14 protein-coding genes are annotated in these 13678 nt (G+C 61.8%); 6 read left to right on the top strand and 8 right to left on the bottom strand.

Annotated features, from left to right (window positions below; all coding sequences use genetic code 11):
* Positions 1 to 153: 153 nt before the first annotated feature.
* The 5 genes from istB to ASF08_RS17790 all read right to left on the bottom strand — a co-directional run bounded on the left by istB (position 154) and on the right by ASF08_RS17790 (position 4849).
* The gene (istB, locus tag ASF08_RS17805) at positions 154 to 1023 is read right to left on the bottom strand and encodes an IS21-like element ISMex8 family helper ATPase IstB (protein ID WP_056147873.1); all 870 of its coding nucleotides are present in this window, start codon (positions 1021 to 1023) and stop codon (positions 154 to 156) included.
* Positions 1020 to 2519: an IS21 family transposase gene (istA, locus tag ASF08_RS17800; RefSeq protein ID WP_056147870.1), complete on the bottom strand. Its 1500-nt coding sequence runs from the start codon at positions 2517 to 2519 to the stop codon at positions 1020 to 1022. The genes istB and istA overlap by 4 nt, the downstream gene beginning before the upstream one ends.
* 697 nt (positions 2520 to 3216) lie before the next feature.
* On the bottom strand, positions 3217 to 3579 hold the full coding sequence (locus tag ASF08_RS17795) for a hypothetical protein (RefSeq protein WP_056147868.1): 363 nt from the start codon (positions 3577 to 3579) through the stop codon (positions 3217 to 3219).
* 28 nt (positions 3580 to 3607) lie between these two features.
* A complete protein-coding gene (locus ASF08_RS24935; RefSeq protein ID WP_156629632.1) occupies positions 3608 to 4570 on the bottom strand; it encodes a hypothetical protein in 963 nt (320 codons plus the stop codon).
* Between the two features lie 45 nt (positions 4571 to 4615).
* Positions 4616 to 4849 (bottom strand): DUF6471 domain-containing protein, encoded by a 234-nt coding sequence (locus tag ASF08_RS17790; protein ID WP_056147865.1) that lies wholly within the window; start codon positions 4847 to 4849, stop codon positions 4616 to 4618.
* 110 nt (positions 4850 to 4959) lie between these two features.
* Between ASF08_RS17790 and ASF08_RS17785 the strand changes: the two genes are divergently transcribed.
* The 3 genes from ASF08_RS17785 (at position 4960) to ASF08_RS24930 (ending at position 6952) form a co-directional block, all read left to right on the top strand.
* Entirely contained in the window at positions 4960 to 5931 is a 972-nt protein-coding gene (locus tag ASF08_RS17785; protein ID WP_056147863.1) for an IS1595 family transposase, read from the top strand.
* Between the two features lie 125 nt (positions 5932 to 6056).
* Entirely contained in the window at positions 6057 to 6524 is a 468-nt protein-coding gene (locus tag ASF08_RS24270) for a Panacea domain-containing protein (protein WP_082473260.1), read from the top strand.
* Positions 6525 to 6532: 8 nt separating this feature from the next.
* Entirely contained in the window at positions 6533 to 6952 is a 420-nt protein-coding gene (locus ASF08_RS24930) for a hypothetical protein (protein ID WP_156629631.1), read from the top strand.
* 60 nt (positions 6953 to 7012) lie between these two features.
* Here the strand turns inward: ASF08_RS24930 and ASF08_RS17780 are convergent, their stop codons facing one another.
* The 3 genes from ASF08_RS17780 to ASF08_RS25395 form a co-directional block, all read right to left on the bottom strand.
* Entirely contained in the window at positions 7013 to 7507 is a 495-nt protein-coding gene (locus ASF08_RS17780; RefSeq protein WP_056147860.1) for a hypothetical protein, read from the bottom strand.
* A 137-nt stretch (positions 7508 to 7644) separates the two neighbouring features.
* A complete protein-coding gene (locus tag ASF08_RS17775) occupies positions 7645 to 9633 on the bottom strand; it encodes a DUF4139 domain-containing protein (protein ID WP_056147857.1) in 1989 nt (662 codons plus the stop codon).
* 11 nt (positions 9634 to 9644) lie between these two features.
* Positions 9645 to 10271: a hypothetical protein gene (locus tag ASF08_RS25395; RefSeq protein WP_056147853.1), complete on the bottom strand. Its 627-nt coding sequence runs from the start codon at positions 10269 to 10271 to the stop codon at positions 9645 to 9647.
* Positions 10272 to 10531: 260 nt separating this feature from the next.
* On the opposite strand from ASF08_RS25395, the gene ASF08_RS17765 reads away from it, so the two are divergent.
* The 3 genes from ASF08_RS17765 to ASF08_RS17750 all read left to right on the top strand — a co-directional run bounded on the left by ASF08_RS17765 (position 10532) and on the right by ASF08_RS17750 (position 13641).
* The gene (locus tag ASF08_RS17765) at positions 10532 to 11179 is read left to right on the top strand and encodes a LuxR C-terminal-related transcriptional regulator (protein ID WP_156629630.1); all 648 of its coding nucleotides are present in this window, start codon (positions 10532 to 10534) and stop codon (positions 11177 to 11179) included.
* 312 nt (positions 11180 to 11491) lie between these two features.
* A complete protein-coding gene (locus ASF08_RS17755) occupies positions 11492 to 11845 on the top strand; it encodes a hypothetical protein (RefSeq protein WP_056147848.1) in 354 nt (117 codons plus the stop codon).
* 173 nt (positions 11846 to 12018) lie between these two features.
* The gene (locus tag ASF08_RS17750) at positions 12019 to 13641 is read left to right on the top strand and encodes a hybrid sensor histidine kinase/response regulator (protein WP_056147846.1); all 1623 of its coding nucleotides are present in this window, start codon (positions 12019 to 12021) and stop codon (positions 13639 to 13641) included.
* Positions 13642 to 13678: the final 37 nt, after the last annotated feature.

The raw sequence follows: 13678 nt of genomic DNA, 5'->3' as shown, positions 1-13678 counted from the left end.
GTGGATGGTTTTGTCACCGCCCTACACACGTGTAAAGGGCGGACCAATTCCAGGCCGCTGCGGCGGAGTAAAACCAGGCCAGTGGCGGTCGGCCGCTTGAACGATGAAGGGGCCCGATCGGGCCCCTTCATCGTTCGTCGCCAACCATGAGGATCAGGCCGACAGGATCTCGCCCGTCTCGGGATTGTGGGGATCCGCCGTGGCCTGGTTTTGCTCCGCCCTTCCGTCGGCCCGACTGCGCCGGCTGCGGGAGGATTTGAGGCGGTAGCTGTCGCCGTTTAAGCTCAGGATGCTGACGTGGTGGGTCAGGCGGTCGAGCAGCGCGCCGGTGAGCCGCTCCGAGCCCAGGACCGAGGTCCAATCCTCGAATGGCAGGTTCGAGGTCACCACGGTCGAGCCACGCTCGTAGCGCTGGGAGAAGACCTCGAACAGCAACTCGGCTCCCGTCGGCGACAGCGGCACGTAGCCAAGTTCGTCGACGATCAGCAGCTTGACCGAAGCCAGTTCACGCTGCAGCCGGAGCAGACGGCGCTCGTCGCGGGCCTCCAGGAGCTGGTTGACCAGAGAGGCCGCGGTGGTGAACGCGACCGAGAAGCCCTTCTGGCAAGCCGCCAGGCCGAGCGCCAAGGCGATGTGCGTCTTGCCGGTGCCGGAGTTGCCGAGTGCGATGACGTTCTCTCGGCCGAGGATGTAGCCGCAGCGCGCCAGTTCCAGCACGAGCATCTTGTTCAGGCTCGGGATCGCGGTGAAGTCGAAGGTGTCGAGGCTCTTCACCGCCGGGAAGCGTGCCGACCGGATCCGGCGTTCGATCATGCGCCGCTCCCGATCGATGAGTTCCAGCTCGACGAGCCGGAGCAGGTAGCGCGGATGATCGACGCCACCCTGGGCGCACTCCCGGGCGACCTTGTCGTACTCGCGCAGCACCGTGGGTAGCTTCAGCTGCTTGAGGTGGTGGGCGAGCAGGATCCCCGGCGTACCGCCGGTGGTACCGCCCGGCATCGTCTCGTCACGCGCCGCGCTCATGCCGCCACCTCCGGCACCAGCACCGTATAGTCGGCGGCCACGGTCGTCCTCACCAAGGTCCTGGGCAGATGCGGATAGGCCGCCAGGTCGAGCCGGGGCGGTCGTCGTTCGAGCCGGGCCAGGGCGATCAGCTTAACCGCGTCGAAGCCGATCGCCCCGAGCCGGATCGCGTCGGTGACGGCTGAGGCCACGACGTCCTTCGGCATCGCCTCCATCAAGCGCAGAACCTGGATGAACTCGCGCTTGCCACGGTTCCCCATGCGCGCCTCCAGGAGGTGGCGCAGGTGCTGGAATGCCTCGGGCAGATCCCAGCCCTGGAGCGCGGCCGCTTGGTCGAGGGCGTTCGGTTTGGTCTCGATCAGCGCGAGGTAATGCAACGGATCGGAGACGAACACGCCGGTGCCGTAGCTGCGCTCATGCCGGGCGATCTCGATACCGCCACATAGGATCACGACCTCCTCGACGAAGCCCTTCACCAGCACGTTCCGGAAGCCGTAGGCGGTCGGCACCGAGTAGTCGTTGCTGCGGTAGCGAACCAGCGCTGTCGAGGAGACCCGCCCAGCCCGCTTCTCACACGGCTCCAGCGGGACCGCCGGCAAGGCACGCAAGACGGCACGATCGGCGACCAGTCGCGTGCCGATGCTCTCGGCATGCCGTCCGGCCCGTTCATCCTGCCGGGTCCGGCAGCGTCGTTCTAGATCCGCGTTCAGTTCTTCGAAGGACGCCGCCACGGGGGCCGGGGTCATGAAGTTGGACCGGGCGTACTTGACCAGGCCTTCGACCTTACCCTTGTCGTTGCCCTTGCCCGGACGCCCGAAGCGGTCCCGGAACAGGTAGTGGCTCACCAACTCGGTGAAGGCGCGGGTGCGATCGCGCTGGCCTCCGCCGCAGATCTTGGCGACCGCGATCTTGGTGTTGTCGTAGAGGATCGACAGCGGCACGCCGTCGAAGAACCCGACAGCAGCGACATGTCCATCGAGGAACGCCTCGGTGGTCTCCCGCGGATACGCCTTCACGAAGCAAGCGTCGGAGTGCGGCAGGTCCATGCAGAAGAAGTGGATCTTCCGGCGCACGCCGCCGATGGTGGCGATCGCTTCGCCGAAGTCGACCTGGGCGTGGCCAGGCGGGTGCGCCAACGGCACGAAGGTCTCCCGCCCGCTCGCACGTGCGATCCGGACGTGATCCTTCACCACCGTGTAGCCGCCAGCATAGCCGTGCTCGTCGCGCAGACGCTCGAAGATCCGCTTCGCCGTGTGCCGTTGCTTGACCGGTGCGATCCGGTCGGATTCCAGGATCGCATCGATCACCGGCAGCAGCGGTCCCAGCTTCGGCTTCTCGATCGGCTTCGAACGCGTGTAGCCCGGCGGCAGTGAAAACCGGCACATCTTGGTGATCGTCTCTCGGCTCAACCCGAATATCCGAGCTGCCTCTCGACGTGAATTGCCACCGTTGAATACGAACTGCCGAACCGCCGCGTAGACTTCCACGACAAACATCCTCAGCTCCTCTCGAAAGAGAAGCTTCTCCACTGGCCGGATTTTACTCCGCCCGCATCAGCACCCCGCCGACGCTCCAGTGGATGGTTTTGTCACCGCCCTACACANAAACATCCTCAGCTCCTCTCGAAAGAGAAGCTTCTCCACTGGCCGGATTTTACTCCGCCCGCATCAGCACCCCGCCGACGCTCCAGTGGATGGTTTTGTCACCGCCCTACACAGACGGTATGGTCAGGAGACCGGCGGCTCTTCTCCGGCCAGACGCTCAGACCCAAGAATGTCCGGATCTTTGCGGCCTTATGGAGCAAATGCACCAAATATGATGGCGTAGGCCATCGCATAAGGCTGCATTAAAATCTTCATTGATGGCGTGCCGTTGATCAAAGATTGAAGTCTCACTGCCCTTGCCGGCGGCGTCCAAAAAGGAGGAGGCCGACCCAGCCTACCAGCCAACCGACCCCGTACACCACTACCGCGCTCGCGACGGAAAGCGATGCGATTGTGAATGAGTTGGGCAGCTGGCTTATGGCGGGTGTAAGCCGTGCTGCCTCTATCACGATCAGAGCCGGGATGACTGGGAGCACTTCCGCTAAGAACTTTGCTTCTTCGTCTCCTCGTATTGAAGCAGCATAGAACCACGAGGCGAGCGAAATCGCTGCGTAGGCTGCGATGAGAGACAGACCTGTTTTGCTGGCCCTCATGATTGCGGGACCATGCTATCGCTTATGGGCTTGGCAAGCGATGCCATGAGTTCACGCCGCTTCTGATTAAGCCTCGCGTTGGGAGGCCATGCGGTGATGATCCGCCGCTTGACGGCCAAGACGTAAATGCGCTCGCTCGCAGTCTTGAGACGGACAGAAAAGATGGCCTTGCCTTTTGGCCTTTCGACCAACCGTAGAGCCCGCCCCTTGGTGATATCGTTGAGCATGGCGGTGAACTCGCCCGGTGCCATGACGATGCCATAGCGAGCCAAAAGCTGGCGGTGGAAGTGCCAGTGATCGGACGGGATGGACGCGCCTAGCCAGCGCTCGTCAAACGCTTCGTCGCTAGCCCTAGCCATAGAGCGGTCTTTCGCGATGCGGACTGGCCTATTCCCAATTTTCGTAACGGCCCGTTTGTGGGCCGACCGGGGGAGTTGGTTCTTCGATGTTTAACCGAAGTTGTCTAGCTGCGGGCTTATGATCAACAACCTTTTCAACCGTATACTCTGTTCGTAGAGTATCGGCAGATTGCATCTGTCGGACTCTTACGTCGCATATCAACACGTCGCCTTTAGAAAACGACACTTCATTATTATTCACTTTGCTTAAGAACTCAAGATCATTGATTGTTGCGCTGATCTGGCTGTTGCCATCATAAAGGCGCCATTTGTTATCATGCTTGAACGCAAGAGCGACAATAGAGAATGCAGATCGGCGCACGTCATCTAAAAGAACGTGCTCCTCATCCTCAGGTTTCTTAAATACGAAGGCTTCTTCATCATTGATGATGAACGGGTCGGCGTGTCCTTTGAAGGCAATGAAGGTGTCAATTCCCTCGGAAAGCAAAGGCTCATATACAACCTTTTCTGCGGCATCTCTTACAGCCAGGTCTTGATATAACTGCATAACTTTGAGGGGGACAATCAGCGTAGTGCTGCCATGAGTTATTCTGACTGTATCGGCATCAAGCCTTTCCACCTTTTCAGGCTTCTGTCCTCGCAGCTTTTTGATAAGCAAAAATAGACCAGTTGCACCTCCAGAAGCGCCACCTAGGAGCGCGAGTAGATTTGATGCTGCTGTTGCCTCATCACCTTTTAAAAATCCAACGATTTGCCGTGCAACCGTTTGTATTATATCAAGATCTATATTGAAGCACCCTGGGTGCGTTGCTCTTACCTTGACGGCGATATTTGTGTCTTTGCCATTTAATGCCGAGTTCGCGGCGTCAATAAGCTGGCCGACAGCTAGTAGCGCCGGGGCAAGCGCGCGCACGTCCATAGTGCCGTCTCTTAACGCCTCACCATCGTATGCGATCGTGAACTGTGCCTTGCTCATCTCGGCATCCGCCATCTAAGTCTCACTAATATAATGACTTTTGCCAAAATTGCGATGCCGTTAGGTATCCAATCTAACCTCTTTTGCGCCTATGGCGGTTAAAACTTGCACGAGAAAAACCGCCGTAAACTTCCCTCGTGCCAGCTTGTTGCGAATGTTCGGCTCCGTCTCCTTCACGCCGATAGCAGCCAGCTTGTCGACAAGCTGCGCGTAGGTAACGCCTTTCCGCTTCAGTTCCGCCTTTAGTATCGCCTTCACGCGCGTATCCCAGTGTTCCTCTAGGCCTTCGGTCATGCGTCTGCATCCTATCTGATTGCGGATGCCATCATACGCGATGCTTTTGCCCTTGACTACGGTGTGGTTATGCCATCATATGCGATGCATAAGCATTCGAGACGATGGCAATGGCCTCCCACTTCCTCCTTTCCGCAGCCGCCCGTACCCTTTCGCTCAAGGCGATCTACAAGGGCGGCGAGGACGCGGCCTACCAGACCTTCAAGCGCCTTCGCTGGCCTGAGACGGATGGTGAGCCCGTGTGCCCCGGCTGCGGTTGCCTCGACCACTACGACATCTCGACCCGTCGTCGCTTCAAGTGCGCGGGCTGCGGTAAGCAGTTCAGCGTCACCAGCGGGACCATCTTCGCCTCGCGCAAGCTGGCCTTCACGGACTTATGCGCCGCCGTCGCTATTTTCGTGAACGCGGTGAAGGGCCTCTCGGCCCTGCAACTCGGTCGTGACCTGTCGGTGTCGTACAAGACCGCCTTCGTCCTCGCCCACAAGCTGCGCGAGGCCCTTTCGGCTGAGACGGCGGGCCATGGCCTAGACGGCGAGGTCGAGATCGACGGCGCGTACTTCGGCGGTCACGTTCGTCCTGAGAACCGCAAGGAGGATCGCAAGGATCGCCGCCTCAAGGAGAACCAGAGCGACAAGCGCCGGGTCGTCATCGTCATGCGTCAGCGCAAGGGCCGCACCCTGACGTTCGTCGCCAAGCGCGAAGCCGAGGGCGTCGCCCTGGCCGAGCAGCACGTCGCCCACGGCTCCAAGGTCTATGCGGACGAGGCGACCCACTGGGACGAGCTAGAGGCCAAGTTCCCCGACGCTGGCCGCATCAACCATTCCGAGGCCTACTCGGCTGATGGTGCCAACACCAACCAAGCCGAGAGCTTCTTCGCCCGCCTGCGCCGCATGGTGTCGGGCCAGCACCACTTCGTCACCGCCCGCTACCTTCACCAGTACGCCGCCGAGGCCGCTTGGAAGGAGGACAACCGTCGCCTGCCGAACGGCATGGCCTTCGCTCAGACCATCCGCCTGACCATGGTGTCGCCCGTCAGCCGCGCTTGGAAGGGGTATTGGCAGCGTGCTGCGGCGAGGGCGTAAAACGCACTGCGCTACCGATAGCCCCTTCCAATACGGATCGAATGTTACATATATACCACGACATGACCTCGTACGCTCACTATGGTACTTCAACACCCAAGCCAATTTAGACTAGGAATTTAGCCGTGAAAGAGTCGTTCGGCCATAGGCCCGTCGACATTGCAAAGTGGTTCATAAACGCCACGGACCGAGAGTCCGGGGACGCGATAACTCACCTTAAGGTTCAGAAACTTGTGTATTATGCACAAGCTTGGTCGATTGCCCTCTATAATAAGCCTTTATTTGATGAAGACTTTGAGGCTTGGGCTCACGGGCCAGTCGCAGTTAGCGTATGGGATAACTATAGAGAGCACGGGTTTGCGTCTATTCCTGAGCAAAAGTTAAAAGTGAAGTTTTCTGAAAAACCATTAGCTTTACTCAATGCGGTAAATAAAAAATACGGCATCTATACAGCTAAGAAATTAGAAAACATGACACACAAAGAAACCCCATGGCTTGAGGCGCGCGGTGATCTACGCGAGCTTGATAAGTGTAATACCAAAATATCTAAAGATACGATCAAATCATATTTTAAGTCGAAAATAACGGCTTAGAAATGCAAGTGAATGGAGATCTTGTACTACCTGACATTGACGAAGAAAAAGATGAAGGCGACTCCCTTGAGGTTGCCTCAGCTAATGCAAAAAAAGTAACTATATCAATGCAGTATTGGCATTCTGGCTCGGAATGTATATCTGAGTGGCAGAGGCCCGAATTAAAGAAACTTGCCAAACTAATTAACAAAGTACAAGGCTTCACGGAAGCAAGTTTGAAGGCTGACCCTGGTTTAGGATGGAAACTTCATTCCGGCCCCGCCAAGGGAGGTGGCTTCTCACGCCCTACATATCTATCAAAAGACATTGAGCTATCCGAATTGCGCGTTGATGGAAAATCAAGGGTCCACGGAGCTTTGATTGACGATATATTTTTCTTGGTTTGGCTGGACAGGGGTCATGCTGTTTTTCCCCAGAAGAAGCAGTAATAGCCTGAAAATCCATTAGGCCGCACGTTCGATTAAAATCGAATTGTGCGGGCGCATCTTTTATCGTCCTCTTTCCCGCCAAACCTGCCCGTCCTTCGTCCGCTCCCCCTCGACCATCCGGCTCGCACGCATCCGTCTGAGCGCGCAGCCGACGCGGCGGGTTACGTCCGTCAGTAGGCGACGATCCCGCCCGTCCTTGCCCTCCGTCTGGCAAACGAGAACCGCTAGCTGGCGGGCCGTCAGAGGCCCGTCTGCCTTGCGTATCTCGGCCAGGAGGTAGTCCCGCAGTTCGTTGCGGTAGAACAGGACGATACGGGCCGCGCGGGGCGTGGAGCCTACCAGTTCGCCCCGATACCCGCAGGCGTCCAGCACCCTATCCAGGGCCTCTATTTCGTTGGAGAGGATCGCCATGCGCTCGCGCAGTTCGGCGTTCTCTCGGCTCAGTTCCTCGCGCTTGGCGAGCAATCCGTTGATAAGGGTCTGGTCCTGCATTTTGCCATCATAGGCGATGACATAAGCCTTTACATAGCGTGCTTTTTGGTGCATTTGCTCCATAAGGCCGGATCTTTTGAGCGTTTCTCGCCGAACTCCTGCTGCACCGTCGAGATCGGATGGGTAGGCCCGGCGATCGACAATTTTGCGAGATGCACCAAACCGGCATCGGTTCGGCCATGCCGCGCAGGAATACGCGCCTACAATTTCGAGATCAGGGCGCGAAGGCGCTCCTGCGCGAGTTTGAGACGACTTTCGGCCTTGGATCGAGCCTCGCCGAGGCTGGTGAATTCGTCTTCCTGCGTGCTCAACTGAGCGAGATACCTCCGGGCAAGTTCGCTGTCTTTGGGAACTGCACCGAGGTTGCTGCGAATGCGCTCCTGCTCTGTGCTCACTTTCGCGATCCGGTCATTGATCTCCGTGATCTCACGGGCAACGGCTTCGCTGTCGGAGTGGGCATTTGAAAGCGTTTTCAAGGTGTCCGCCAGCTTCGCGTCGCCGGTAAGGGAACTCCAATGCAGGAGCATCGACGCGTCGGCGTCGACGAGCGCGTAAGTCTCGACGTGGAGGCGTTCCAGCACCGCCTGAACCTCGGCCGTACCCGCGGCGGGAACCGAGACCTTCAACCGATAGGCCGTCGGGGTCTCGGTATCGAGCGCCGCGGACGTGAAGGTCCAGCCACTGCGGCGTGGATGCTCGATCACGACGGTGCGCGGTGCGTCCTGAGCGCCTTTCACCGTGTAGCTCGTCACTTCGCGCGATCGTGTCTTGGCCCGGACCGCGCCGTCGACGACCGTAATCTCCGTCAGTACCTGGTTCGGCTGCGTTTCGGCCTGGACGCGGACTTTCCGATCGACGGCGAAGGCGGCGAAACGCTGTTCGCCGACGGGAGTCGCGGGCAGCCGCGCATCGCCGACATAGCCGAGCTTGCCGTCGTAGATCGTCATGATGCCCGGCGGCAGCGTCGCCGCGGATCCGTTGCGGATCATCAGAACTGCGGTCGGGTGGACGCCCTGTCCGGGTTTCCAGAGCGCGATCCGCGCGGCCTCGATCTCGGTGTCGAGGATGGGCACGGATAATGTGCGGCCGACTCCCAGATCGACGGGGTGGGGGAGCGTGAAGTTCGCCGCCACATCCCCTTCCGTCGCGTCGGCAGCCGCCGCTGCCGGCGCGGCCTCGTAGCGCGCATCCGGTAATGACAGTCGGTCCATTCGCGAAATCGGAGCCGGGCGGGGAGGCGAGGGGGCAGCGATCCCGTCGTCCTGGAACGCGCGCGCGGCGGCCCTGGGCGCGACCGTACCGGGATCGAGGTCGGGCAAACCGACCTCGTCGATCGGAAGCGGGGCCTCCGGACGCTGGCGCCAATAGCGGCGATGCAGACGCTGCCGGAGCGCCACCGGCGATCCGGACGAGAGGGTGACGGTAACCCCCTTCCAATCCTCGCCCAGGGCGTTCTCGATGATCGCCCAGGCCTGGAGGTTCGCCCGCCCGCTTCCGCCATCGACGAGCCGATAGCTCGTCTTCCACACGGGCGCGGGAACCACATAGGTGAGACGAACCTCGCGCTTGCCGGTGCCGACGAGGGCGATCTCGACGCGGCGGGCACCGTCGGCCTTGGCCTTACCGGCCACGTCGACCACCTTCGCGATCCTGTCGACCATGGCGGGATCCCGGATCGTCACCGTGACGCCGTCCTCGACCTTCACGGATTCCAAGGTGCCGGCCTCCGTCAGGACGGAGAGCACGCGCACCGTTCCGGTGTCGGATCCGGCGTCCCGCGTGGACAGGCCGAGCACGCGCCCTTCCAGCACCCGCCCGGAACTCTCGATCCTGATCTTGACCCCTTGCAGCTTGCCCGCGAGCTGCGCGGAAGACGAGAGATCGTCTGCGGTGAAGGGCGCGGAGCGCAGGACCTCCTCGACCTGATCCTCCGCGTCCAGCCGGATGGCGCCGACCGAGCCTGCGGGGTCGCGCACCACGAGGCTCTTGAGGATGTCGTCGATCTGATCGGCCTGGACGTCGATCGCGACCGTGGTGTCGCCCTCGACGGACCGGGTCACGGTGACCTCGGCGAGTCCGCCGCTCGACAGCGTGACGTCCCGAATGCCGCCCGACGCCGCCATGAGAGGCGGTGCCGTGGCGAGCATGAGCATCAGGCTTCCGGCCAGCATCAATTGATAGGTCACCATCGCTACCTCCTTTATCCGGTCACGGGCTCCCGCAGGCCCGCCTCGTTCGAATACCGTCTTGCCGTCGGCCTTCGGCGTGACGGCGCCGGAGACGTTGCTCCAAGTTCCGGCAAGGCCGTCCTCGGGGGGATGCGCGGACTGCGCAAGACGGTCACGCGCCCTGCGATCTCGCCCAGCTGCAGCGCCGCCGGATCCTTGGCACCGAAGCCGAAGGCGGGGCGGGCGTGCGGGGGCCATCTCGCGCGGCGCGGGCGGGGTTCCACGCGGGGTGGCGGAACGTCGTCGGGGGCGGAGGCCGGCTGCTCCGTCCGAACCATGGCCTTCGGGGGCTCGGCGGCGGGCGCCCGCCGGTTCGCGGGTGCCGCTTCGCGGACCGTGTCACGAAGGAAATCCTCCGTGGTGGCGGCCCGACCTGTCGGGGCGAGGCGGGCCGTTTCGGCCGGCCGGCCGCTGCCCCTGCCGCCGTCGCGCGGGGCGGGCGCTTGCGAGACGGCGGGAGCCTGGCGGCGTTCGCCCTCCGGCACCGTGATCCGAAAGGTGTAGGGGAGCGTCCGACCGTTACTGAAGGTCACGTCGACGGACAGCGTGTCGAGACCGGAAAAGTCGGGTCGAGCCGTATAGAACTTGGCGCTCAGCATCCAACATCATCAATCTCTCTGGAAACTATTACCGCAAATTTGTGCCCATATTGATATATTTTTGCCATAATATCTGAGGGTGGATAATTCTTATTCTCAAAAGGAGTGGATTCTTTCCTGCCACTAGGCATGAGCAAACTTCTAGTCAGGCCTCGGAAATCGATCTAGTAGTGCACATGAGCTATGCCGCGCCCGGCCCGTGATGGGCATGCCGGCCATCAAACGCTTGGCACGGAACGATGGAAGGTGCTCCCAGTGACATGAGCGTACGCGAGATGACGGCTCGAGGAGCCGAGACCGTCATCGTCGCCGACGACCATCCGCTGTTCCGCGAAGGGATGAGGCACGTCGCCGAACGCCTCTTTCCGGAAGCGCTCGTTCAGGAGGCCGCCACGATGGAGCAGGTTCTGGCGCTCGCCCGCGCCGGGCGGCCGCCGAAGACCTTCATCCTCGACCTGCTGTTTCCCGGCCTCGATCCTCGCTGTTCGATCCGCAGCTTGCGTGAGGAGTTCGAAAAGGCGTCGATCGTCGTCGTCTCGATGATCGACGACGAGGAGCTGATCCGTACCGTGATGGCCGAAGGGGCGGACGGGTTCATCGGCAAGGCGCTGCCCGCCAGCGAGATCGCGCTGGCGATCACGGCGATCGACGAGGGTGAGTTCGTGATCCGGCGAGCCGCGACCTCGGAGATCGCCGTGACGCACAGCCCCCTTCCGTCCCTGACGCAGCGTCAGCGGGACGTTCTGCGCCTCGTCGCGAAGGGACGCACGAACAAGGAGATCGCCAGGGAACTGGACATCTCTCCCTTCACCGTCCGCATCCACGTCTCGGCCCTGTTGCGCGCCCTCGACGTTCCGTCTCGTTCGGCCGCTGCCGCGAAGGCGGCCCATGCCGGGATCTGGAGATGACCGGCTCCGGCCGGGCCGGAACCGGATCGTACACGTGCCCTATGTAGGCTTGGCCGGGATTGTGGCAAAGCCCGATGCCATGATGCGATCCGGTCAAATCGCTGGGCGTTCAGCGCGTCGAAGCATGGCGGCTGCCGTGGCCCTGGTGGGATCCGCCGCCGTGACATACGCCCTCGAGCCCCCTCGCTGGCAGCTGAAGGGCGTCGAAACGCTGACTTCACGGATCGGGACGGGAAACGGGAACGGGGATGCACAGGAGGTCGACGAAGCCCGCGGGTCGGTGGTCAGGACGATCAGCCGGAAGGCCTGCTGATGGGACTTCGCCTCAAGTCATACGGGACGGCAGGGTCGAACGGCTTCTCCATCCTTCTCCTTCGGTTCCGGGAGGTCCCCCTGCATTGGGCGTTCGTCGGCGAGGTTCCTGCCGGTTCCGAAGAGATGGCCAGCTGCCCGCCTGAGGACGAGGGGGCCTGCCGGTTCGGTGCGAGCAAGGGCCTCCTCGACATCCCGCCGGAGGATTCTGCGGGGCTCCTGTCCTGGCCGCCGATCCGCGTCGCGCTCACGGGCACGGGCACGGTGAGGGGACAGGATGGAAAGGTGCGCGCCGCCACGGACGCGGATGACCGCGTCTACCGGATCGACGAGGCCGTGGGCGCATACCGCTAAGATGGGCAGGAGGCCGCGGACATCGAAATGCGCCAAACGCTCGTGTCCCGTCTCCTCGAGGAGATTCCAATGCCGAATGGCGAGCCCCCGGCCGCTCATCGCTCTCGAACGACCTTCCGCATGAGCGGATCCCAGACGGGCGCCCCGACGAGGCCGGTCCACCGGTGAGGGACATGAACCGCGAGCGGGACGAGGATTCCGGTAACGAGAAGGCGCAGGCGTTCATCCGGATCGTCGTGATGGGATGCGTCGACCTGTACGTTCTGACCCGGGTCTTCGCCGGGATCGCCGGCCCCGACCTGAAGATCATCGCCGTTCTCCTGACGGTCCACTGGCTTCTCGCGGTCGCGATGTATCTTTGGATCTCGCGACATCCGGGCAGCAGTCCAAGACGGCGCGGCCTCGCCTTCGCCCTCGACATCGGTGGGATCACCTACACGATGGCCTACGGTGGCGCGCCGTTCCTCCCGCTTTACGTCATCGTCCTGCGCATGATCGTCGGGAACGGGTTGCGGTTCGGTCTGACGGCTCTGAAGATCTCGACGGTCGCCGGGCTCGTCTCGATCGCGGTGACGACCTCCGTCAACGCGTACTGGCGCGACAACCCCTTCCTCGTTCTCACGTTTGTCCTCACCACCATCTTGGTGCCGACCTACATCTATGATCTGCTGAAACGCCTGCGCGGCGCCTACGAACGCGAGCAGGAGGCGAGCCTGTCCAAGTCGCGCTTCCTGGCTCAGGCGAGCCACGATCTGCGTCAGCCGATCCACGCCATCAGTCTGTTCACCGCCTGTCTGCGCAGCGCGAAGCTTGGCGCCGGGGAACTGCAGATGGTCGACAACATCGAGCGGTCTCTGCAAAGCGTATCCCGGCTGTTCAAATCGCTCCTGGACATCTCGACGCTCGACAGCGGCAAGGTGCAGCCTCGCCTCGAACCGGTCGAGATCAACGAGATCATTGACGAGGTTCTGCGCCAGAATTCGCAGGCCGCTCAGATCAACGGGATCGAACTCCGCAGCGTGCCCTGCAACGTCGTCGTCGGGACCGATCGGGCGCTGTTCACGACGATGCTTCAGAACATCGTCAACAACGCGATCAAGTACGCGCCGGGCGGCGCGGTTCTCGTCGCCTGCCGGCGGCGCCGGAATGGCCGGCTCGCCGTCCAGGTCTACGATCGCGGGCCCGGCATCCCCGTCGAACATCAGGCCAAGGTCTTCGAAGAATTCTATCAGGTTCGCCGACGGGGCGATTCTGACATCGAGGGCGTCGGCCTGGGGTTGCCGATCGTCCAGCGCCTCGGCCGACTCCTGGGCGTGGAGGTCGAGCTCCGCTCGATACCGGGGCGCGGAACCTGCGTGACCTTCGACAATCTCCCGATCATCCCCGAGCCGGTTGCCGCGAAGGCTTGGCACGCGCTCGATCCGCCCGCGACGCTGCGGGGCTTGCGGGTGCTGCTGGTGGAAGATGACGAGGCCGTCTTGATCGCGACGGCGAGCCTCCTGCGTAGATGGGGGTGCCAGGTGCGAGCCGAACTCGCGATCCCGGGCGCCGTCGCCGATCTGGATCTCCTGATCACCGATTTCGATCTCGGACATGGCGTGACGGGAACGGACTGCATCGCGGCGATCCGGACTCTCTCAGGCCGCGACGTACCGGCCCTGGTGATGACCGGCCACGACCAGGCGTGCGTACGCGAGGATCTGGGGGCGCCGGACATTCCGATCCTGTCGAAGCCGGTGCGGCCCGCCGAATTACGGTCGGTCATCGTTTCGCAACGGATCAGGATGCGTGCGTGAAGGGGCCGGCTGTTCCAGCCAAATGTGAGAAGGAATA

Source organism: Methylobacterium sp. Leaf85, from assembly GCF_001422125.1.
Taxonomy (GTDB): Bacteria; Pseudomonadota; Alphaproteobacteria; order Rhizobiales; family Beijerinckiaceae; genus Methylobacterium; species Methylobacterium bullatum.
The sequence above is the reverse complement of the archived record's forward strand: the minus strand, read 5'-3'. Positions and strand labels throughout refer to the sequence as shown.